Source organism: Frateuria sp. (assembly GCF_035695185.1).
Taxonomy (GTDB): domain Bacteria; phylum Pseudomonadota; class Gammaproteobacteria; order Xanthomonadales; family Rhodanobacteraceae; genus Frateuria_A.
The window spans coordinates 1-22,062 of the sequence record NZ_DASSES010000161.1 but is presented as its reverse complement, the minus strand read 5'-3'; the positions used below and the strand labels follow the sequence as shown (position 1 = coordinate 22,062).

Annotated in this window: 19 protein-coding genes; 6 read left to right on the top strand and 13 right to left on the bottom strand. The window is 67.6% G+C overall.

The window, feature by feature from the left end:
- The first annotated feature begins 243 nt into the window (after nt 1-243).
- Entirely contained in the window at nt 244-1,050 is an 807-nt protein-coding gene (locus VFH59_RS13100; RefSeq protein WP_325165348.1) for a class I SAM-dependent methyltransferase, read from the top strand.
- 189 nt (nt 1,051-1,239) lie between these two features.
- Here VFH59_RS13100 and VFH59_RS13095 read toward each other — a convergent pair whose 3' ends face one another.
- Nucleotides 1,240-1,986: a glucose 1-dehydrogenase gene (locus VFH59_RS13095; protein ID WP_325165347.1), complete on the bottom strand. Its 747-nt coding sequence runs from the start codon at nt 1,984-1,986 to the stop codon at nt 1,240-1,242.
- 103 nt (nt 1,987-2,089) lie between these two features.
- On the opposite strand from VFH59_RS13095, the gene VFH59_RS13090 reads away from it, so the two are divergent.
- Entirely contained in the window at nt 2,090-2,467 is a 378-nt protein-coding gene (locus tag VFH59_RS13090) for a helix-turn-helix domain-containing protein (protein ID WP_325165346.1), read from the top strand.
- Between the two features lie 70 nt (nt 2,468-2,537).
- On the opposite strand, the gene VFH59_RS13085 is transcribed toward VFH59_RS13090, so the two are convergent.
- Nucleotides 2,538-3,461 carry a LysR family transcriptional regulator gene (locus VFH59_RS13085; RefSeq protein WP_325165345.1) on the bottom strand — a complete coding sequence of 308 codons (924 nt, stop codon included), beginning with the start codon at nt 3,459-3,461 and terminating at the stop codon, nt 2,538-2,540.
- A 135-nt stretch (nt 3,462-3,596) separates the two neighbouring features.
- Between VFH59_RS13085 and VFH59_RS13080 the strand changes: the two genes are divergently transcribed.
- On the top strand, nt 3,597-4,373 hold the full coding sequence (locus tag VFH59_RS13080) for a glucose 1-dehydrogenase (RefSeq protein ID WP_325165344.1): 777 nt from the start codon (nt 3,597-3,599) through the stop codon (nt 4,371-4,373).
- Between the two features lie 166 nt (nt 4,374-4,539).
- Here the strand turns inward: VFH59_RS13080 and VFH59_RS13075 are convergent, their stop codons facing one another.
- The 7 genes from VFH59_RS13075 to VFH59_RS13045 form a co-directional block, all read right to left on the bottom strand.
- Nucleotides 4,540-5,361 carry a hypothetical protein gene (locus tag VFH59_RS13075; RefSeq protein ID WP_325165343.1) on the bottom strand — a complete coding sequence of 274 codons (822 nt, stop codon included), beginning with the start codon at nt 5,359-5,361 and terminating at the stop codon, nt 4,540-4,542.
- A gap of 197 nt (nt 5,362-5,558) precedes the next feature.
- Nucleotides 5,559-9,053, bottom strand: a complete 3,495-nt coding sequence (locus VFH59_RS13070; RefSeq protein WP_325165342.1) for a patatin-like phospholipase family protein — start codon at nt 9,051-9,053, stop codon at nt 5,559-5,561.
- Between the two features lie 182 nt (nt 9,054-9,235).
- On the bottom strand, nt 9,236-10,927 hold the full coding sequence (locus VFH59_RS13065) for a peptide-N4-asparagine amidase (RefSeq protein WP_325165341.1): 1,692 nt from the start codon (nt 10,925-10,927) through the stop codon (nt 9,236-9,238).
- Nucleotides 10,928-11,183: 256 nt separating this feature from the next.
- Nucleotides 11,184-11,948, bottom strand: a complete 765-nt coding sequence (locus VFH59_RS13060; RefSeq protein ID WP_325165340.1) for a hypothetical protein — start codon at nt 11,946-11,948, stop codon at nt 11,184-11,186.
- A gap of 241 nt (nt 11,949-12,189) precedes the next feature.
- The gene (locus VFH59_RS13055; protein WP_325165339.1) at nt 12,190-12,444 is read right to left on the bottom strand and encodes a hypothetical protein; all 255 of its coding nucleotides are present in this window, start codon (nt 12,442-12,444) and stop codon (nt 12,190-12,192) included.
- A gap of 52 nt (nt 12,445-12,496) precedes the next feature.
- Nucleotides 12,497-13,717: a PQQ-dependent sugar dehydrogenase gene (locus VFH59_RS13050; RefSeq protein ID WP_325165338.1), complete on the bottom strand. Its 1,221-nt coding sequence runs from the start codon at nt 13,715-13,717 to the stop codon at nt 12,497-12,499.
- Nucleotides 13,718-13,970: 253 nt separating this feature from the next.
- On the bottom strand, nt 13,971-14,903 hold the full coding sequence (locus VFH59_RS13045) for a LysR family transcriptional regulator (protein ID WP_325165337.1): 933 nt from the start codon (nt 14,901-14,903) through the stop codon (nt 13,971-13,973).
- Nucleotides 14,904-15,011: 108 nt separating this feature from the next.
- On the opposite strand from VFH59_RS13045, the gene VFH59_RS13040 reads away from it, so the two are divergent.
- Complete coding sequence (locus VFH59_RS13040) at nt 15,012-15,890, top strand: aldo/keto reductase family oxidoreductase (protein WP_325165336.1); 879 nt, start codon at nt 15,012-15,014, stop codon at nt 15,888-15,890.
- Nucleotides 15,891-15,979: 89 nt separating this feature from the next.
- Here VFH59_RS13040 and VFH59_RS13035 read toward each other — a convergent pair whose 3' ends face one another.
- From VFH59_RS13035 to VFH59_RS13025, 3 genes are read right to left on the bottom strand one after another with little or no spacing between them, the layout of a single operon-like run.
- Nucleotides 15,980-16,591 carry a hydrolase gene (locus tag VFH59_RS13035; RefSeq protein WP_325165335.1) on the bottom strand — a complete coding sequence of 204 codons (612 nt, stop codon included), beginning with the start codon at nt 16,589-16,591 and terminating at the stop codon, nt 15,980-15,982.
- A complete protein-coding gene (locus VFH59_RS13030) occupies nt 16,588-17,100 on the bottom strand; it encodes a cupin domain-containing protein (protein WP_325165334.1) in 513 nt (170 codons plus the stop codon). The genes VFH59_RS13035 and VFH59_RS13030 overlap by 4 nt, the downstream gene beginning before the upstream one ends.
- On the bottom strand, nt 17,097-18,026 hold the full coding sequence (locus VFH59_RS13025; protein ID WP_325165333.1) for an alpha/beta hydrolase: 930 nt from the start codon (nt 18,024-18,026) through the stop codon (nt 17,097-17,099). The genes VFH59_RS13030 and VFH59_RS13025 overlap by 4 nt, the downstream gene beginning before the upstream one ends.
- A 115-nt stretch (nt 18,027-18,141) precedes the next feature.
- On the opposite strand from VFH59_RS13025, the gene VFH59_RS13020 reads away from it, so the two are divergent.
- Nucleotides 18,142-19,047 carry a LysR family transcriptional regulator gene (locus VFH59_RS13020; protein ID WP_325165332.1) on the top strand — a complete coding sequence of 302 codons (906 nt, stop codon included), beginning with the start codon at nt 18,142-18,144 and terminating at the stop codon, nt 19,045-19,047.
- Between the two features lie 164 nt (nt 19,048-19,211).
- On the opposite strand, the gene VFH59_RS13015 is transcribed toward VFH59_RS13020, so the two are convergent.
- Nucleotides 19,212-20,120: a DUF5996 family protein gene (locus VFH59_RS13015; RefSeq protein WP_325165331.1), complete on the bottom strand. Its 909-nt coding sequence runs from the start codon at nt 20,118-20,120 to the stop codon at nt 19,212-19,214.
- Nucleotides 20,121-20,487: 367 nt separating this feature from the next.
- Between VFH59_RS13015 and VFH59_RS13010 the strand changes: the two genes are divergently transcribed.
- Nucleotides 20,488-21,648 carry a sensor histidine kinase gene (locus VFH59_RS13010; RefSeq protein WP_325165330.1) on the top strand — a complete coding sequence of 387 codons (1,161 nt, stop codon included), beginning with the start codon at nt 20,488-20,490 and terminating at the stop codon, nt 21,646-21,648.
- Nucleotides 21,649-22,062 lie beyond the last annotated feature (414 nt).

The window sequence follows — 22,062 nt, the reverse complement described above, 5'->3', positions numbered from 1 at the left end:
AATTACAAAACACGAGTCAGAGTGCACTTTTCCTAGGCTGTGGCTGAAAGTCCGATCTGCCCTTGTTTCCTGCGTGGAACTTGCCTGTGCTCGTCGCAGACCAGACGGGCGAGATGAGCCAGGAGCTATGATCGCCCATTTGGTAACGGGAGATGCGGGGTGCGGTTGTGGCGACTGGCGGCAGAGGCACATACCCGGCTGGGGATCCGCGGACTCCTCCGGCGCGCGACGGGGCGGCCCTCGGTGCGCACGCAGTTTGTCCGCAGCCGAATCGATCGCGAGAGCCGTGGCCTGGAAATCGGTCCCAGCCATAGCCCGTTGGCGCCCAAGCAGGACGGCTACCACGTCGATGTTGTTGACCACCTGGATGCCGCGGGACTGCGCGAGAAGTACCGCGGGCACGGTGTCGATCTCAACCGCATCGAACCTGTTGATGTGGTCTGGCAAGGCGGGAGCCTCGCCAAAGCGGTCGGCAAGCCGGGGTGCTACCGGTGGATCATAGCGAGCCACGTGATTGAGCACATTCCAGACGTTGTGCGGTTTCTTCAGGATTGCGAAGGCCTGCTTGACCCCTCGGGCGTGCTTCTCCTGGTCGTTCCGGACAAGCGGCGATGCTTCGACCATTTCCAGTCGATCACCAGCACGGGCGCTTTGCTTGACGCTTATCACGCACGCAGTGAAAAGCCATCTCCCGGCCGTGTGTTTGACCATTTCGCCAATGCCGTCTCCCGTGGCCGCACCGAAAGCCTGGCCTGGTCTTCGTTCCGGGGCGGTCGCTTTCGACTCAAGCACGATTTTGCCGACGCGCACCATGCCTGGGTCCAAGCGCAAGGGACGGATCGATATATCGACGTGCACAACTGGCGGTTCACCCCGGCAAGCTTTCAACTGTTGATCAATGATCTGCGGCAGCTAGGCTTGATCCGGCTGGCCATCACCAGCCGCAGCGTCGGGCCGGGGGAGTTCTACGCCGCGCTGTCTGTCGACGCCACCGTTGAACAGCCCAACGATCGCATCGAAAGCCTGCGTCGTATCAGTGAAGGGCAGTAGCGCAGGGCCCGAACGGTCACGCGAGGCCGGTGTCGATGGCGGCGAACAGTGCCGTGGCCCACTCGACGAAGACCCCGCACCTGGGTGCTGAGTTGGCGGCTGGGCGGGTGGGCGATGGGGACAAAAAAGGTACGGAGGCAATTAAATCGGGATCATTGCCTCCGTTCCTTTTGTCGTCCCTTTTGTCCCTCAGCGCATGCCGCCGGCGGCGTAGAGCTGCTCGCCGTTCAGCCAGTACGAGTCGTCCGAGGCGAGGAAGCTGACGATCGAGGCAATGTCGCCGGGCTGGCCGATGCGGCCTAGCGGGGTCCGCGCCTGCGTCCCCTGTTCGAGCTCGGAGCCCATGATGCCGGCGCTGTGCGTGCCTTCGGTCTCCACCATGCCGGGGTTGACCGCATTGACGCGAATCCGGCGCGGACCCAGTTCCTGCGCGAGCACCGCGGTGATGCCGTCCACCGCGCTCTTCGTCGCGGTGTAGACCGCGCTGCCGGGCGGCACGATGCGCGAGACCACCGAGCCGATGTTGATTACGCTGGCGCCTTCGCCCAGGTGCTCGGCGGCGGCCTGGGTGACCAGCAGCAGGCCCAGCACGTTCACGTCGAACTGCTTGCGGAAATGCGCTTCGGTGATCGCCTCAAGCGTGGCGAACTCGTACACGCCGGAGTTGTTGACCAGTACGTCCAGCCGGCCGAACGCCTCGATTGCGGCGGCCACGATGGCGCGGGCGTCGGCGGCCTTGGCGACATCGCCGCGGACGGCCAGGGCCTTGCCGCCCTGAGCGGCAATGTCGGCCACCACGGCGTCCGCACCGGTCTTGCTGGAGGCGTAGTTGACGACGACTGCCGCGCCTTCGGCGGCCAGCGAACGGGCGATCGCGGCGCCGATGCCTTTGGATGCGCCGGTGACCAGCGCGACCTTGCCTGCGAGCTTGCTCATGGATGGTTCCTTGTTGGGGGGGGGAGGGGTACTTCGCGAGTGCCGTAGTTCGTAAATTATGAACTATAGAACAGGAAGTCAAGGGCTGTTAACCTGCCGCGCCATGAAGCCGCTGATCCATCCGTCCATTGACGACGTCACCGTGGAAGGCATCCTCCACGCGCTGTCCGATCCGGTGCGCGCGGCGATCTATGCCGAGATGGTCGGGTCCGGCTGCGCGCAGGCGTGCACGGCGTTCGCGCAGATGAGCGAACGGGAAATTCCCAAGTCCACGCTATCGCAGCACTTCCGCACACTGCGCGAGGCCGGGTTGATCCGTAGCGAGCGCCAAGGTGTGGAAATGCTCAACACCCCTCGCTGCGCAGAGATCGAAAGGCGCTTTCCCGGCCTGCTGCCGGCGATCCTGGGTGCCCATCGCGTGCAGCGCGAAGGCAGGAAGCCGGCCGGCCGACGCAAGGCGACCGCGGGGCGCAGCTATTGATGGGCGCGCTCAGGATTGACGCCGGTTTTGGGGCGACGGCCGGTGACGGGCGCGTTCCAGCCGCGGTGGCCTAGGGCGAACGGGTTTCCGCCACCGGGTCGATGGCGGCGAACAGTGCCGTGGCCCACTCGACGAAGACCCGCATCTTGGTGCTGAGTTGGCGGCTGGGCAGGTAGACGATGTAGACCTCCTGCGGCGGCGGCCGCCACGACTCGAGCACGGGGACGAGCGTGCCGCGCTCGATCGCCGGGCGCACCATGAAATCCAGCGTCTGGACCAGCCCCAGCCCGGCCAGCGCGACGGCGACGTGGGCGTTGCTTTCGTTGACGCTGATGCGGGTGGCCGGCTCGATCTGCATCGGCTTGCCCGCGTCCAGGAAATGCAGCGGCTGGTTGCGTCCGGTGCGCGCGGAGAAGTAGCCGGCGACGAGGTGGCCCTCCTCCAGGATCTGTTCGGGTCGCTGCGGGGTGCCGTGGCGGGCGAGGTAGTCGGGGCTGGCACAGGTCGTCCAGGCCAGCGCGCCGATGCGGCGCGCGATCAGGGCTGGATCGGTCGCGCTGTTGCGGATGGCACAGTCGATGTTCTCGCCGATCAGGTCGACCGTGCGGTCGGTGACGCCCAGTTGCAGCTCGATGTCCGGGTAGGCGGCGTGGAACCGCGGCAGGGCGGGAATCAGCAGGCCGCTGGCGACCGAGCCGCCGGTGTCGACGCGAAGACGTCCGCGCGGATTGCTGCGGGCGCGTCCCAGCGTGGCCTCGACGTCGGCCAGTTCCTCCAGCAGGTGCCGCATGCGCTCGTAGTAGGCGGCGCCGTCTTCGGTCACGCTGACCCGCCGCGTGGTGCGCTCGAGCAGCTTGACCCGCAGATGGCGTTCCAGCGCCTGGATCGCCTTGCTCACCGTCGCGGTAGGCATCTGCAGCGACTGCGCCGCGCGCACGAAGTTGCCGGTTTCGACGACGCGGGCAAAGGCGCGGATGGCTTGCAGCTGATCCATGGAACGAGGTCCGCGTAACGAGGCCGGATTATCTCCCCATGGAAATAAAGAAACCACTCGGCGCCGATTTATCCGCCTCATCGACAAGAATACGCTGCTCTCCAACGGCGACATCCCGTCGCCCCGGAGACATCCATGAACCACGTTCCGAACATCAACGCCAGCCGGCATGCCGGGAAGATCGCCCTGGTCACCGGCGGCAGCTCCGGCCTGGGCCTGGCCACGGCGCAGCGCCTGGTGCAGGAAGGCGCCACCGTGTACATCACCGGCCGCCGCCAGGCCGAGCTCGATGCCGCGGTGGCGCAGATCGGCGAGAAAGCCGTGGCGATCCGCGGCGACATCGCGGTCGCCGCGGATCTGGACCGCATCTTCGCCACCATCGCCGAGCGCCACGGCCGTCTGGACATCCTTTTCGCCAACGCCGGCGGTGGCGAATTCGCGCCGCTGGGCGCGATCACCGAGGCGCAGTTCGACAAGTACTTCGGCATCAACGTCAAGGGCACGCTGTTCACCGTGCAGAAGGCGCTGCCGCTGATGAAGCCCGGGGCGGCCATCGTCATCACCGGCTCGATCGTGTCGTTGAAGGGCGTGCCGGCCTTCGGCGTGTACGCGGCGACCAAGGCGGCGCTGCGCTCGTTCACCCGCACCTGGGCGTCGGACCTGAGGGGCAGCGGCATCCGCGTGAACATCGTATCGCCCGGTACCGTGGTCACCCCTGGCTACAAGACCGAGCTGGGCATGAACGACGAGCAGATCGCGCAGTTCGAGGCGCAGGCCGCCGCCGCCACGCCGCTGGGCCGAACCGGCACGCCGGACGAGATTGCCAGCGCGGTATCGTTCCTCGCCTCGGACGAGGCGAGCTTCATCAACGGCGTGGAGCTGTTCGTCGATGGCGGCCAGGTGCAGGTCTGACGGTGGCGGTGATCGTGCTACGCGGGGAGGTGGCCCCGGTGAAGCAAAAAGCTCGAGTCAGAGTGCACTTTTATCGACTCTGACCTCGATTTTCGCCTCTCTCCTGGATCTCGTCGGCCATGGTGGGTCCCGTGCTAAAAGAAGGGGCAGGTAGAAGGCCTGCTGATTATTTCAAGATCCCTTTCAGCTGCGGGACCCAATAGTCCTTCGCGATCCGTTCGAAGCCGGTGCGAGTCGGGTGAATTTCGTTCTCCCATTGACGCCGATCGGGCAGTGCGGTGCGGGAATCGATCAGTCGTATGTTGGCGTATTGCGAAGCCAGGACCTGGAGTCGGCGATAGAACTGGTCCACCAGCCATGACGTGATGACACGCTGGTCCCTGATGTCCGTGACGCCGACAGCACTCAGAAAAGGTGCTACCCAGGGCCCCACCTTGAAGGGGCCGAGCTGGAAGGCGTCGCCACTAGGCCAGATGTATGCGTAAGAATGAAGGAAGATGATCGAATCGCGCGAATACAGGTCGCGCAGCTGCACAACCTCGATCAGATCCTCGATGGCGTATTGGAGAGCACACTGGAACGCGGCGAGGCGTACGTGATCCATTACCTGGGGCGGAAGGACGCCCCAGTCAAACGAACCCGGCGCCTGCGGGCGATCCGCTTCCTTGACGAATTCGCGCAGTTCGCTTCCGACAATATCGTTCCCGCCATTCGACAGCATGATCGTCTTGAAGGCGTAGCTTGCTATCTCGCGCTTGATGCGAGGCAGCGCCGCCTTCCAGGTCGCGCTGTCACGTCCGGCGACGCCTTCGTTCAGAAACAAGCTTCCCTTGAAGGATCTCGCGATCTGCTTGTTCAAGTCGGTCGGATGCGGGACGTACTGAAACCATGAATCACCGAAGCACAGTGCCCGGGGTGCGTCAGGATTGTTTTCGACAGCTTCCTGATATTGTCCAATCTGGTCGAAGTTGTTTCTTCCGATGGCCATTGCGTCCTCCTTAAGTGGACCGGGACCTTTTTTTGGTTTTGTCGAAACGAGCTTGACCGTGGGCCGGGTTCAAACCAACGGGCTCAGAGCCCCTTGTCACAAAACAGGCATAAAGAGGCCGGGGGAAATTGAGGCAACAATTGCCCGCGGCCCTTGAGTGCCGCTGACCACTTCACTGTCCTTGCGCGGGAGGCCGATCACGGATTCCCGGCCACCGGCGCGCCGGCTCCCCCCACGGATGGGGGGAGCCACAACTCGATGACGCCGCCGCTGGCGGCCATGGACGACGGCAGCGGCAGCGCCTGCATGGGACCGGCGGAGTAGCCGATCCAGCTGGCCAGCGCTTCCGCGCATGGCTTGCCTTCGGTGCCGTAGAGCAGCGTCGGCCGACTCCAGGGAATGGGTGGCTTGCGTTGCTCGCGGACCGCGGTCGCGGTGACGTTCTCCACCCCCGGAACGACGATGCCTAGTGGACGCAGGGTGGACAGCAACTGCATCGCGAAATCCCGTTGCCGCTCGTCGTAGATCTGCGTGTAGAGGGTGAAGGGATGCCCATCGCCGCGCGCACAGGCGTGCGTCACGCCGAGCGCGGTCACCGTCGGGGCTGCACCCGCGGCGATGGGGGGCGTCTGCGGCCACCGCGTGCGCGGCGGGGCGGCCGAGGCGGTCACCACCCCGTCCGAAGCGAACGGCGGCGCCTGCGATGTCGCCGATGACATCCCGGGTTCCGTGACGGGCGCTGGCGGCGGGGGCGGCGGCGGTGGCGGCGCCGGGGTTTCGGTCGTGGCGAACTGCCCCGGTACCGGCGGGCGTCGCGTCGGCCAGTTGGTATAGCTGGCGATGGATTGGCTCCAGTAGCCGGGCAGGTCCACCCGCCCGCCTCCCCAGCGCGCCACATCGTTGTTGCAATCGTTTTTCAGGCTTTCGCTGTCGCTGTGGTCGCAGAGGGCGCGGACCTGCTCGGCGATTTCAAACAGCGTGGCCTGCTGATCGGGCGAAGGGTGGTGACGATCGGCATAGCTGAGCAGCATGTCCAGCCGGACCTTGAGGTTCGGCGTGAATTTGGTGGCCGTACCGAGCCCCTCCTCGGCATCGCGCACGGCGGAGGCAAACTGGGCCTCGCCCGCTTCGGCCTGTCGCTGGTAGTCGTTCCACGCCTGCCATCCGGCCAGCAGGCCGGTGAGCAATGCGCCGGCGCCCAGCGAGGTGCCTACGGTGGCCGCGATCCGCCGCGGCGCCTTGACCGGCGTGGGGTCCTGCGACGGATCGACCGCGGCAGGCATCGGCGCCACCTGGGCCTGCCAGGCCCACTGGGTCGCCGCATCGAGCAACGGGGCGTCGAGCGGACGCCCCAGAGCGAGTCCCAGGGCGCAATAGGCCTCCCACTCCTCCTCGCTGAAGAACTGGTTGATCGTGCTCTGCTGGGGAAAATCGGCGTTGCGGTCGGCGTAGCCGGTGATGTCGATTCCCAGGTTCGCCACCACGCGCGGCTTGACCACGAGCAATGCGCCCTTTTCCCCGTCCGCGTAGCGGATGCGCGCAAGCAGCAGGTACGAATCTCCCCGGCCCGAAGCGATCGAGGCGGGCGTGCCGAATGCTTCAGCCAACGGGCCGGCGAGTGCGCGAAGGCTCGCCGGTTCGACGAACTCGATCAGCGCGTCGTGGTCGATCCGCGCCTTGCGCGCCAGGTTTTCCAGGTCCCCGAACCGATATTGCGGGTCGGCGCCACAGTCGGCCAGGACGATCAGCGGCAGGCGGCGCTTGAGCAGCGCATAGACTCCGGTGTTGTCGAAATGCCCGCCGTCGGAGAGGTACCAGTAGTGCGCACCCAGGCCCGGAAAGCGCGCGAACATCTCCTGCAGCAACGCGCGGTATTTCGCCAGGCCCAACCGCGACGAGGCGTTGCGGTTGATCAGCGAACGCTGCCAGTAGCCCAGGCGAAATCCGCTGAGGAAGGTCATGACCGCCACGCCGGGTCGGGTGAGCGACCCCATGCCGGAGCCGACGGCCGCGCCGGATATGGCGATCCATTCGGCCAGCGTGGTCCGGGCCAAAAAAGGCGATGGACGCGGAGGCTGCGTTCCGGTTTCCACGCCGAGCGGACCGATGGTAAGGCTGACCCCCTTGCGGTCGGCATTGAACAGACCGGTGCGGTCGTCGACGGTCTGGTTGATGCAGCAATTGATGAGGTGCACGGGGCCGCCCGCCGCATGCGGATGGTAGGCGTCCAGCGATACGTCGTCGCCGGGCAACAGCTCCGTAGCGCGCTGCGTGCTGCCGCTCAGTGCGCGGTCGTTCAACGCGAGCGGACAGACCGGAAAGCGCCCGGACGCGCCGCCATGCGCTCCGGCGTAGTTGCCTACCGCAAGGTAGCTGCGTGCCAGCCGCGAGCGGTAGAAGAAGTGCAGCGACGAGCGGTTCAACTGCTTAAACTCGTTGCCGGTCAGCAGCAGGAACACGACGCCGGCGGTGACCACGACAGGGAGATACAGGTATGCCGCCGGTACCCCCAGGGACCAGCGGTCGTCGCTCGGCAACAGGATCATCTCGAAGACGCCGAGCCAGAACACCGCCACCAAGGCCGCCAGGACCAGGCCGAGCGCATTGCCCAGCGATTCCAGCGGCAGCCCGTCCAGCGCGACGCGGTCCTTCGACGACAGCAAGGGGGCGATGGCGCGCGCGGCGATCACCAGCAACGACGTCGTGCCGATGCCCCAGGGCACCGCGAACCGCCATTCCCCATGCAGTACCGACAGGAACACGCCACGGAGCATCCAGCCGCCCAGGTCCAGGCAACCGAGCACGAAAAACAGGCCCGCCGCGGCAAACGCCGCCGCCAAGGCCTTGGTGTAGACCACGCGGTTGCTGTCCTGCGGTCGCCGGCGACTGCTGAGGATCGTGACCAGCCATGCGGGCACAACCGGAAGAATTGTCAGCGCCGCAATGCGCGCGAGCCAGAGCAGGGCGACCGAAAGTGGCGCCGGCGACAGGAAGCCCAGATAGAACAGGTAGCCGCCGATCGCCGTGGCGAGAAGACACAAGCCCAGGCCCGTGCGCCATGTAGCGCCAAGCATCCAGTAGCCGTAGCCGGCCATCAACGCGGCCATCGCCGGCAAGGGCAGCAGCCACCACCACATCGTGACGCCCAGCAACGGCACCGCACGGGCGCCCAGCCACCACGAATACGCCACGTGCGGCAACACGACCGCGCAGGCGAGGAACATGCAGACCACCATCACTTCGAACTGCGTGGCGACGAAGCTGCGGAACTGGCCCGAGAATGCCTGCAGGAGATCCTTGCCGCCCGAGGGCAGCAGATAGCGACCGTTGTTGCGCAGCCACCACAGCAGCAGCGAGCGGTCCTCGGCCAGTCCCGCCTCCACGTCCCGCGCATTACCGCATGGGTCGGGGTGGAAAAGCCGCCCGAGCATGGCGCCGATGTAGCCGCCGCCGGAAACCGTGGAGAGGTAGTCGAACCGGTGCAGCACGCCGTTCTTGGCGAGTGCGCGCAGCAGGCCGAGGCAGAAGGTGGCACTGCGGATCCCGCCGCCGGACAAGGCCAGGCCGATGACTGGCGCGTCAGTCGCAAGCCACGGCTTGCCTTCGGTGTCCCCCAGTGCCTTACGCCGTAGCGCGACTGCGTCACGGTCGCGATTGCCGCTCTCCGGAATCCCCTTCTGCGCTGCTGCCATGGCCCTTCCTCCCTGTGCGGCTCATCGCGCGAGGCGGCGGGCCGCAGCTTTCGCATCCAGCGCCCGGACGTTCGCGCCCGGCGCACGTACCACGCCAAAAACGGGGCCAGGTTCAAAACGGAGCCAAGAACCGCGGGCTCAAAGTCGACCTGGCCTGCTTTTCAATTCCCTCGACCCACGATTCAGCGCCACCACCCCAGGCTGTTCGCCGACCCATCCGGGTGCGCAAACCACCGCACGCGGTTCTGGTCGCCCGGACAACCGATCCCCTTGCTGCTCGACTGGATGCTGCCGTTGCTCGCGCCGAGCGCGGCGCGGTAGCAACTGCCGAAGCTGTCGGTGTAGCGGTGGCTGGCCCTGCTGGACCAGTTGGTGTCGGGCTCGAAGGTGGTCTGCGTGCGGCTTCCGCTGAAGTTGCGGCGCACGTGGGTGACGTAGTGGCCCTCACCGATCCGGTAGTCGTCAGTGTCCTGCAGCAGTTGCTGGTGGGCGACGACGCTGCCGCCCTTGACGGTGGTGTACCAGCCGTCGGTGACCTCCAGCGTGGCCGGCAGCCGATAGGCCAGTTGCAGCGGGTAGCTCACCTGCAGGTCGTCGCGGCTGACCAGTGTGCCGCCGATGAACTGGCGCACCGTGCGGGTGGTGGTGCTGGCCAGGTCGAGATTCTGCACGTAGAGCTTGTCCGTGAACTCCGCGGTGATCTGCTGCGGGCCTTCCAGGTGGAACACCTGTGTGTTGTCGAAGCGGCTGGCCTGCGTGAGTCGGGTTTCGATGCGCCCGCGCGAGGTGTTGACGAAGCCGCGGATCTCGAACCTGCGCTGCTGGTGCGTCACGATCCGGCCGCGCGTGGTCTCGTCCGTGCGGGTGAGCGTGTTGGTCCAGGTGGGCGCCGCGGACGATCCGGCCAGCGTGTTTGTGGTAACTGCGCCGGTGACACTCGCACGACCGTGATCCAGGTAAAGCAGCAGCGTTCCCGCTGCGCCTATCCGGTGCGGGCCGGCGTCGCTGAGGACGGCCGCGAACGGCGTCAGGTCCACGCGGTAGGGCACGAAGTTGAGCAGCTGGGGCGTGGGTATCGGCTCGTTCACGCTATTGGGCAGGAAAGCGCTCAGGTCCGGCGAGAGCCACGGGAACATCGGCGCGATGCCCGCGGGCGTGCCGTCGACGGCCACCACCAGTTCGCGGAAGCTGCTTCCGCCGCAACCCTGACCGGAAGGTGCGAACCCTTCCCGGGGATTTTCGCCGGGTGCGTAGATGTCGATCAGTGCATAGCGGGCGGCCAGCCTGTCCGGCACACAGGTGAACCACCAGGGCTGCGTGTTCTCCACATCCAGGTAGGCACGCACGACGTTGTGCGGCAGGTTGCGCGCGGTCTGCCCGTCGATCGCGACCACCGCATCGGGCACGCGCGGTGCGGGTATCCGTGCGGTGGCCGGATAGAACGTCACGGTGGCGGTGCCGCTGAAGGCGGGCGTACCCACCCCGAAGTCGATGGCATCGTCGTAGGTGACGGTCCACATCTTGCCGTTGTGCGGCGAGCCGAACAGCGCGCTGTAGTCGGTGAGGTCGCGCTCGACGTGCCAGCGCCGCACTCCGTCGAAGCGTGGAACGCCGCCATGGAACACGGTGATGCCGCCGAGGTTGAGGCCGAGCGTGTCGACGATGGAGCGCCGCGTGCTGGTGATGTCGGCCTTGAGGATCACCTTCGACCACGGACGCGGGCACGCCGGTGGCGGCATGAAGGTGAAGCTTGCGTCGATCGGCGGTCCCGCGCCGAGGTCCTGCTGCGGAAAAATCCGGTTGCGGATCAGTTGGACGACGCAGGGCTGCCCGGCAGCCACCGGCACGCGCGGATCGACCGTGCGCACCGGCACGGGCGGACTCGGCGGCGGTGGCGCCGTCTCGGCACGCGCCGCAAGACCAAGCGACACGAGCGCGGGGAGGGCAAGGACCGAGGCGAGCGTGGTTCTGCCTGTGAGGGAAGAGGGAATGCGCATGACGGCTCTCCGCGGGAAACGGGTCCGCATCCGGGACATTCGTCTCTTCTACCTCGGGCGTGTGGGCGCGTGTTGATCCCGATCAATGGAAGTACGCAAGACCATCGACCAGGGGGCGCCCGCGAACCGGCCGCTACTCGTCCGCCGGCACCGTGGCCATGGCCGGCCGGTGGGGGAGGGCGAAGACCAGCAGCAGGATCAGGCCGAAGAGCACCGCGGAGGCGGTGTAGCGACTGAGCGCCAGCCCGCCCTGTCCCAGCGGCTTGTCGAGCAGGTCGCCGACCACCGCGCCGAGAGGGCGCGTGAGAATGAACGCCGCCCAGAACAGCAACGTACGCGAGATGCGTGTCCAGAAGTAGGCCAGCGCCAGCAAAGCCAGCATCGAGCCGAATAGCGCCGTGCCACCGAGATAGCCCAGGCCCAGGCTGTCGGCGGTCCAGTCGCCCAGTGCGGTGCCGAGGGTCTGGGAAAACATGATGGTGACCCAGTAGAACACCTCGGTCCGGGGCGAGCGCACCGAATCGACCGCGACGGTGCCCAGGGTGAGGTACCAGGCGAGCAGCGAGGCCAGCACGAGGCAGAGCAGGATCGCGGCGCCCCCGGGGTAACCGATGCCCAGGGAGCGATCGGCGAAATCGGCCAGCGTGGTGCCGACCGTGGTAGTGGCGATCACCGTGATCCAGTACAGCAGCGGATGGAAGCGCGGCGCCCGGATCTGCGCCGTCACCGCCAGCACGAACACCAGCGCGAAGATGCCGGTGCTCAGCAGATAGCCCAGCTGCAGCGACATCGATACGGCATCGCCCCCCGTCTCCCCCAGCGTCGTGGCGAACACCTTGATGATCCAGAACAGTACGGTGACCTCGGGCACCTTGCTGGCGACGACTTTGCGCTCCACGTTGACCCCGCTGGCTTGAATCGCTCGACCTTAGATGCTGCCGGTTAGAGGCAGCTTAGGGACGTGACGTTCGCGCGATGACAGCGGCCGTACGAGGGTGGCCGACGTCGCATGCCCTGAAGGGCGGGCAGGGAAGAGGGGAGTCGGAGTGCGCCCTCCGCCCCGGGCGTGCTCCGTTGCTTGCCGTCGGGGAATAGATACGGACGTGGCCAATTAAGCCGACCCGGCGTTCACAGAGCGCTCAGTCGTCAAAGCCGGTGTAGTCCTCGGGGAAGATCGGCGTGCCGTCCGCCTCCAGTCCTGTCATGTCGGCCAGTGCCTTGGCGGCGGCGGCTTCGGCCACGTCCCGGTCGCGGAAGCTGCGGTTCTCGCAGATGGCGTAGTACGCCGGAAAGCCGTGGCCGCGCGGCGTGATGGCAAGCCAGGCAGCGTAGCGCGAGCCTTCCCGGGTGGCGCCGGAGCGGGCAAGGTAGTTGTCGAACTCGCGCTCGGCCATCGTCGTTGGTTCCGCTTTGGAAAGAGTGCGAGAGGCTACCTGAGTTGCCGATCTATTTCGGCATGAGGTGGTACAGGCCGCCCGGCGCGGCATCCTCCAGCATCCAGAGCGAGCCGTCCGGCGCTTCTTCGATATCGCGCACGCGTTTGCCGATGCTCCAGCGTTGGACCGCTTTCGCGCCGCCCTTGCCGTCGAACGTGACGCGGACGATGGCCTCGCTGGCAAGGCCGCTGATCAGGGCGCTGCCTTTCCAGTGCGGGAAGGCGTTGCCCTTGTAGAACATGAGGTTGCCCGGTGCGATCACCGGCACCCAGTAGATCACCGGCTTGGCGAGGTCGGGGCGTGTATCGGGGCTGGGGATGGGCACGCCGTTGTAGTTGACGCCGTAGGAGACCAGCGGCCAGCCGTAGTTCTTGCCGCGCTGGATCAGGTTCAGCTCGTCGCCGCCGCGCGGGCCGTGCTCGACTTCCCACAGCCGGCCGTCGGGCGCGAAGGCGAGGCCATACGGTGTGCGCACGCCGGTGGCCCAGGTTTCGGCCGGCGTCAGGTTGGGCCCGGGGAACGCATAGGTGCTGACCACCGGCGCCGTCTTGGCTTTTTCGGTGTCCTCCGCCGGGTCGATCAACGGAATGGTGCGTGCGCCGACTTTGCCAGCCCACGGGTTGCCCGGCGCGGGTTTGCCGTCCAGCGTCAGCCTGAGGATCTTGCCTTCCGGCTGGTTGGGATCCTGCGCGGGCGTGAAGCGCTGGCGGTCGCCCACGGTGAGGAAGAGATACTTGCCGTCCGGCGAGAACGCGATCTGGGCGCCGGCCTGGCCGCCCTTGCCGGCGGGCATCTGGCGCCACAGCACCCGGAAGCCGTCCAGCCGTGGCTGCTTGCCATCCAGCACCAGCCGCCCGCGGCCCAGCGTCAGGCTGCCGCCATAGTGAGCCGGGGCGACATAGGTGAGATAGACGTTGTGGTCCGTGGCGTAATGGGGCGAGAGGAAGACACCCAGCATGCCGTTCTGGCCTTCGACGTAACTCGGCGGGACGCCCGCGATCCCGGTCTTGGCACCTTGCGGGGTAACCAGGTCGACGCGGCCGACCTTTTCGGTCACCAGCATGCGACCGTCGGGAAGGAACGCGATGCGCCAGGGCAGATCGAAGCTCGCCACTTTGGCCATGGTGAAGGGAAGGCCGGGATCGGCCTTCTGTTCTCCCGCGTTGGTCTGTGCCTGGGCGGCGCTTGTCAGAAGCGCTGCAAGAAAGACCCCGTTGGCCAGCTTCATCATCTGCACGTTTCCCGGGTTTCGAAAGACCCGATGATCTTAGTGCCCGGGTGCCGCCTCGGCGTGATGGTTGCCCTGGCGGATCAGGCATCGATCCGGCCCAGGGTGTGCCTGCAGCGAAGGCGCAACGGCGTCAGGGCCCGTTTCACCTCGCAATGTGGCGACCAGGGGGCGACCAACCATGCGGCAGTCACTATCGTGCCGCGCAGGCATGCATCCGATGGATGCGCTGCCCCGCGTGCCTGGCCTGGGCACGTCAACGACTCCCCGCCGGGTCGCCGCCCGTGCCCGGGTCGCCGGCCCGGATGAAATCCACGAATGCCCGCAGCGGCGCTGGCAGGTGCTTGCGGCCGGGGTAGTAGAGGTACGGGCCGCTGAAGGGTTGCCACCAGGGTTGCAGGATCGGCACCAGGGCGCCGCTGTCCAGGTGCGGCTGCAGCCAGGCCTCGAACAGGTGGATGATCCCCAGGCCGTCGAGCGCGGCGGACACCGCCAGGTCCTTGGCCGCGCCCAGGCGGACCAGAAGCGGGCCGCTGGGCTCGACCCGGACGATCTCGCCGTCGCGCTCGAACTCCCAGGGCGGGATGACGCCGCTGGCGAACTGCCCGCGCAGGCAGGCGTGCTGCAGCAGGTCGCGTGGATGCTCCGGCCGGCCGTGCGCTTCCAGGTAGTCCGGTGAGGCGGCGGTGGCCATGCGCTGCACGCGCGGGCCGATGGGCACGGCGATCATGTCCTGCTCCAGCCGCTCGTCGTAGCGGATGCCGGCGTCGCAGCCGGCGGCGAGCATGTCGACGAAGCTGTCCTCGACGATCACTTCCAGGCGGATCTCCGGGTAGGCCTTGAGAAAGGGCGTGACGATCGGCGGCAGCACCAGCCGCGCGGCCACGGCCGGGACGTTGAGCCGCAGCGTTCCGGCCGGGCGGTCGCGGTAGCCGTTGACCACGTCGAGCGCGGCCTGCACTTCGCCGAGTGCGGGCGACAGGCGTTCGAGCAGCCGCGCCCCCGCTTCGGTGGGGGCGACATGGCGGGTGGTGCGGTGAAGCAGGCGCACGCCCAGTTGCGATTCCAGCCGCCGCACGCTGTCGCTCAGGCGTGAGGCGGAGCTGCCGCTGGCGCGCGCGCCTTCGCGGAAGCCGCCGGCGCGCGCCACCGTCAGGAAGGCGAGGAGATCCCGCAAGTCGGTGTCCATTGTTCGCAGTTCCGTACGGCCCGTGCCGATTGCACTGGATTATCCGCGAGGTCGGGCGTGACTACGATGCCGGCATCGCGGCGATGGCCGCTGCTGCCGGAGAGCCAGATGACGCAAGCGACCGACGCGGGGACCCACGCGCTGGGCCGATTCACCGTGAACCGCATGGGCTACGGCGCCATGCAACTGGCCGGGCCGCAGGTGTTCGGCCCGCCGCGGGATCCCGCGGCGGCGCTCGCGGTGCTGCGCGAAGCGGTCGCCAGCGGGGTGAACCATATCGACACGAGCGATTTCTACGGGCCGCACGTGACCAACCGGCTGATCCGCGAGGCGCTGCATCCCTATCGGGAGGGTCTGGTCATCGTGACCAAGGTCGGGGCGGTGCGCGGCGAGGATGCGTCCTGGCTGCCGGCGCAGCGCCCGGAGCAGCTCGCCGGCGCCGTGCACGACAACCTGCGCAACCTGGGCCTGGACGTGCTGGACGTGGTCAACCTGCGCGTCATGGGTGACGTACACGCTCCCGCCGAAGGTTCGATCGAACCGCAGTTCACGGCCCTCGCCGAGCTACAGCAGCGCGGCCTGATCCGCCACCTCGGCCTGAGCAACGTCACCGCGCGCCAGGTGGCCGAGGCGCAGCGCATTGCCGAGGTGGTCTGCGTGCAGAACCACTACAACCTGGTGCACCGTGCGGACGATGCGCTGATCGAGGCACTCGGCGCGCAGGGCATCGCCTATGTGCCGTTCTTCCCGCTGGGCGGGTTCACCCCACTGCAGTCGGGCCGGCTGTCGGCGGTGGCCGATCGCCTCGGCGCCACGCCGATGCAGGTGGCGCTTGCCTGGCTGCTGGCGCGGGCGCCGAACATCCTGCTGATCCCCGGCACTTCGTCGCTCGCGCATCTGCGGGAGAACCTGGCCTCGGCGTCGCTGCGGCTGGACGAGGCCGCATCGGCGGAGCTGGCGGCGGTGGCCAGCGGCATGGGTGGATAGTGACCATGCGCCATGGCGCCGATTCGGAGGGCACGCCGGCCACGGGAGCCATCTGGCGGGGCCCGGGCCTTCTCGTTCGCCCCCCGGGCTCAGTGGCCGACCTCGGCAAACACGATGTCGGCAAAGCCCGCTGCCGTGGCCTCGCGGTTCCAGTCGCGCTGGAGTTCGCAGGCCAGCTGGATCCAGCTGACGGGAATGCCGCCCGCCTGAGTGATGCGCTGCAGTCCGGCGCGATGGGCTTCGGGCGAGGTGCCGCCCACGGCATCGACCACCACATAGACCTCGAAACCTTCATGCAGGGCGTCGAGCGCGGGAAAGACCAGGCAGACCTCCGTCCACAGGGCGACCATGATCAGCTTCCTGCGTCCGGTCGCCTTGACCGCGGCGACGAAATCGTCGTCTTCCCAGGCGTTGATCGAAGTGCGGTCGACGACGGTCACCTCGGGCAGCAGGTCGGTGATGGCGCGCAGCATCGGCTGGTTGCGCCCGGTGCTCACGTTCACCGTGGACAGCACGGTCGGCAGGCCGTAGAGCTTCGCGGTGCGTGTCAGCGCCGTCACGTTGGCGACCAGCAGGCGCTTGTTCATCGATGCGATCGAGGCGACCTGCACGGGCTGGAAGTCGATGATCACCAGCGCGGCGTTTTGCGGGGTGAGCATGGGATCGGTGACCGGGTCGCGCATGGTCGTCGGGGAAGTCATGGCCGGTTCCTGTGGAAGGCCGCGTTGTCGCCGGGCCGGGCCACGTAGTGCGTATCGGTCGGTCCGTTGCCGCTGATGATCACCGCGACCGCTTCGTTCCCGGTGTGGGCGAAGTGCGGCGTGTTCGCGGGCTCGGTGTAGAAGCTGCCTGGCCCGAGCGACGTCGCGCCGGCGTCGTCGGCCAGGCCGCCGTAACCGAAGTGCCAGGTACCCGAGACCACCACGGCGGTGCGATCGTCGCGATGGGTGTGCGCATCGATGCGCGTGTGCGGCGGCACCAGCAGCTCGATCGCGTAGGCGCCGGGGCGCGCGGGATCGCCGGCCAGCACGACGGTGCGGATGCCGGCCAGACCCGAAGTGCCGGCGATGGCGCCGAGGGCCGGATGCGCCGCGATCGCCGCGGGGGTCATCCGGGTGGGTTGCAGGGGTGTTCGGACCTGCTGGGCGCCGCTGCCGTGCATGGCCAGGGCGAGCGGGCAGGCGATCCATGCGCGGGCGAGCGGACTCATGGCGAGGCATCCACGAAGGAGCGCACCGCCGCGATGGTCGCCTGCGGCTGCTCTTCCATCAGCCAGTGGCCTGCGTCGGGGATCACCTGCCCGGTCACCTGGGTGGCGGTCGCGCGCATCACTACCGCCATCGTCGGGCCGAAGGATTTTTCCCCGCCGATGGCAAGGACCGGCATCGCCAGCTTGCCCTGCGCCAGGAAAGCCTGGTTGTCCCTGGCATCCTGGTCGAACGCGGCGAACTGGGCGAAGCCCGCGTGCATGGCGCCGGGCAGCGCGTAGAGCCTTGCGTAGTGCCGGCGGTCGGCCTCGCTGAAACGGCGCGGGTCGGCCGAGAAGTCGTTCCAGAAGCGGTCGAGGTAGATCCGCTCACGGCCGGCGACCAGCCGTTCCATGTCCTTGCCGCCGAAATGGAAGTGCCACAGCATCGGGCTCTTGAGGACCTCGTCCCAGGGCCCGATGCCCGGAATCGGCGCATCCATGACCACAAAGCGGCGCACGCGGTCGCGATGCTCGGCGACGAACGCGTAGCCGACCATGTTGCCGATGTCGTGGGCGATCACATCGGTGCGCCCGACCTTCAGGGCGTCGAGCAGGCCCGCCATGTCCTCGCCCTGGGTCTTCTTGTCGTAGCCGGTGGCCGGTTTGCTCGACAGGCCCAGGCCGCGCAGGTCGGGCACGATCACGCGGTGATTGTGCGCCAGCTCCGCGGCGAGCGGCTCCCACATGTCGCCGGTCTCACCGTAGCCGTGCAGCAGGAGCACCGCCGGGCCGTGGCCGCCGACGCGGACATGCAGGGTGACGCCGTTGGTGGCGATGTCGCGCGTCTGGAACGCGGGCGGGAAGGCTTTGATCCGGGCAACGGCGGCCGGCATCGCGGCGACCATCAGCAGCACGGCCAGAGCGGCCGGAAGGAACAAGCGTCGCATGGCGGATCTCCAGTCAGGATGGCCGGCGGAGGAGTGGGGCGAGGCGTGTGGACAGCAGTCTGGCACCGGCGCAAAGTCGCCAGTAGCCGCCTTTGGCCGGAACTGGCTTACGGCCATGCCGAACGATCTGAAGCTGCGGGGTCTGGCCGCGTTCGTTGCCGCGGTGGAGGAGGGTTCGGTCAGCGCGGCGGCCCGGCGGCTCGGCTACAGCAAGTCCGTGGTCAGCGAACGGCTGGCCGAGCTGGAGCATGCGCTGGGCGCCCGGCTGCTCCAGCGCAGCACCCGGCGGATGTCGCTGACGGCGGATGGCGAATGCTTCCTGCCCCGCGCGCGACGCATCCTGGGCGAGGCGAAGGAGGCCATGGCCGAGCTCACCGACCGCCGCTCATCCCTGGCGGGGCCGTTGCGGATCTCGGCACCGGTAAGTTTCGGCGTGCTCCATCTGGGGCCGGCGCTGTATGCGTTCCTCGCCGCGCACCCGGGCATCGAGCTGTCGCTGGAACTGGACGACAGGTTCGTCGATGCCGGCGCCGATGGCTTCGATGCCGTGCTCCGGCACGGGCCGGTCACCGACTGCCGCCTGGTGGCGAAGCGGCTGGCCACGAGCCGGCGGATCCTGGTCGCCTCACCGGCCTATCTTGCAAGGGAAGGCACGCCGGCGTCGCCCGACGAACTCGGGCGCCACCATGGCCTTCTCTACATCAACCGCGAAACGGACTGGCGTTTTGCGGTGGCTGGCGGCTGGCGCGTGGTGCATCCGCGCACGAGCCTGCGCGTGAACAACGGCATGGTGATGCGCGATGCGGCGGTGGCGGGCCTGGGCCTGACCCTGCTTCCGACCTTCTTCGTGCGAGACGAACTCGCCCGCGGCGCGCTCGAGCAAGTCGATGTCGGCGCCGAGGCCGAGGGTGCCGAGCTGTTCCTGGCCTATCCGCGCGAGAGCGGCGTGCCGGCCAAGCTGGCCGCACTGATCGACAGCCTGAAGCGCAGTTTTGGCGAGCCGCCTTACTGGGATCGCTGAATAACCGGGTCGGTGACCAGCGGGGTCAACGGGGCCGGGCAGGCGTCCATGGAAGGGCGGCAGAACGGGGGCCAGAGTGCGCGTCCTGGTTACCTCGCTCTCTTTTGGCAAAGCCCTGCCGGGCGATGTGGACCGGTCCGTCTGGCAGTGGCCAACGATAGGACCTAGCCGGTGCCCGGCCGCTTCTCCAGTGCGGCACGGTCCCACTGCCCCAACTCGGCCGCCCGCTCCCAGGTGCTTTGCAGGAAGGCCCGCAGCGCCTGTTCGGGCGAGGCCGCCAGCCGCACCGCCTCGTAGGGCAGGATGAACTCGCTCAGTTCCGGGTGGAAGTACGCTTGCGGCGGCTGCACCGCCGCTTCGGCCAGGCCCGCCGGCTGAGGCACCGCATAGGCGTAGAACGCCGGCTCCATCAGTGGCGGGCTGCCCGGCCAGAAGCCGTGGCTGATCACTTCGTGCGAGTAGGCATCGCGCTCGAACGCGGGCCCGCTCCGTGGTGGTGCCCGGCGGCCGGAGAACCGCGTCACGGCCATGTCGAAGCTGCCCCAGAAGAAATTGACCGGGCTGCTCTTGCCGAGGTAGTCGCAGCGCCACGCGGTGAGTACGCGGTCGACCTGGACCAGGACGCGCCAGAACCGCTGCGCCCAGGTGCCGTCGTAGGGGGCCGGCCGGGTCTCGTCGTCCAGCCGGACTGGCGTGGGCATCTCGACCGTCACCGGCCAGATCCGCACTGCCAGGCGCATGTCCGCCAGCGCCTCCATCAGCGTCCTGTAGAACGCCCCGACGCTGCGTGCAGCCAGCGGCAACCGCCGCGTTTCGCCGTCGGTGCAGGCGATGACCAGGACGTGGTCCATGAAGTCGAACGCCAGCGTGAACGAGCGCGCGCCGTGCGGCAGCATGCCGGTGGACAGGCCGCGCGCGGTCACGTGCAATGCCACGCCCCAGCAATGGTTGAGGGGTGGCCCCAGCGCGAGCGCCACCTTGCCCACCATCTGGGACCATAGATGCAGGGTCGAGTAGGTGTCCTGCCAGGCGGCGTACGGCAAGGACGGCCAGGTCGGGGTGTCGTCCGTCATGCTGGCCCTCCGCTGCCTTTGCATCCGGGCGGGAGAGCGAGGCTAGGGCGCCTGCCGTTACGCGGGACGCACGGGCGCGTGAATCAATGGGGCGGAGGGCATCAAGCCCGGGAGAGACCCCATGCTTCCTTGTGTACCGAAGCCACGGGGTTCGCCCGCGAACCGAGGCGTCGCGGGAAAGGGGCATGGGGAAGAATCGATTGAACGATATCGAGCCCACGAACCGGAGCGCCCCCACGCCAGCGGGCTTCGACACCCGCCACCGGCCAGCGGGAAGCAGCCCTGCGGCCCTTGCTGTGCTTCCATGGCGCCCCGTGGACATCCAGGCGTGCATCCTTCGTGGACACCTCCGCGAAGGAGCCCGTATTTGAAACTGTCCGACTTCATCTGCACCCACATGGACGAGATTCTCCAGCAGTGGGATACGTTCGCGCGAAAAGTCGCGCCTCCGGGAAACCACCTCTCGCACGATGCCTTGCGCGACCACGCGCAGACCATGCTCGACGACATCGCTCGCGACATGCGGGAAAGCCAGAGCGCGGAAGAGCGGCGACTGAAGTCGGAGGGGCGGGGCGAGGGAGCGGGAATGACGGGTACGGCAGCTGCCGAACACGGTAGCCAGCGCCAGTCCAAGGATTTCACGCTACTTCAGTTGAGCGCCGAGTTCCGCGCCTTGCGCGCCACGGTGCTTCGGTTGTGGTTGCCGAACGTGCCGCGTGACGACCCCCAGACCGTGCGCGACCTGATGCGCTTCAACGAGGGCATCGACCAGGCACTGGCCGAGTCTATCGTCGCGTATTCCAGGCGCACCCAGCAGACGCGCGACCTGTTCCTGGCCGTGCTGGGCCATGACCTGCGCTCGCCGCTTGCCGGCATGCTGCTGGCGGGGGACATGCTCGCCCAGGGCGAGGTGCGGTCGGAAAAGGTGGCGCAGATCGGCGCGAATCTGGCCCGCGGTGCCAACGTGATGCGGCACATCGTGGACGACCTCATCGGCTACACCCGCTCGCAGCTAGACGAAGGCCTGCCGATGTGCCCGGAGTTCTGTGACCTTCACGAAGTTCTCGAGTCCGCGATTGCCGATGCCACGGCCACCTACCCGGGCAGCCATTACCACCTGCGAGCGGAACCGGGGCTGGTTGGCCGGTACGACCCGACCCGGCTATACCAGATGTTTCTCAACCTGTTGGTAAACGCGGGACGCCACAGCCGCGGCGAGGCGCCGGTCATCGTGCAGGCCTGCGCCGAGGCAGATGCGTACGTGATCGACATCACCAACCAGGGCGAGCCAATTCCCCCGGCCAAGCTCGAATCGATCTTCCGGCCACTCGTGCAGTTGTCGGACGAGGACGGCGTCGCGCGTTCGGGCACGAGTCTCGGCCTGGGTCTTTTCATCGCGCGCGAGGTGGCCAAGGCTCATGACGGGTCCCTCACCGCCCGTTCGACGGCGTCGGATGGTACGACCTTCACCGCGACCTTGCCGCGCGGCAAAGCAGCCGAGAAGCGCCTGGCGCAGGCCATGCCATGAGGTGTGGCGCGGGCTGGTCTGGCATTCGGGCCGGGCCAAACCCCTGCCGTCGCAGTAAAGGGCGAAGTGAGCCAATCGCGCATTCTCGGACGGCTCCGACCAAGCATTCTCGGCCGGGCTCCGCAGGGCGACCACCTTTGCCGGGCGCTCGGACGCCGGGTTCGCCGGTCGCATCGGGGGCGTCGCGACCGGGAATCCGTCAGGAAGTGGCCAGTCGATCCAGCCATGTGCGTCAAAAACGGAGTCATCAAAAACCGAGTCATCAAAAACGGAGTCAGGTTGAGCCAGTCCCGCTTTCTCGGACGGTCTAATTAAGCACCTTCGGCCAGTCTCTCAAAGGCCTCGGGTGAGCGATAGCCAAGGCTGCTGTGCAGCCTTTGGCGGTTATAGAAGCCCTCGATGTAGCGGAAGATC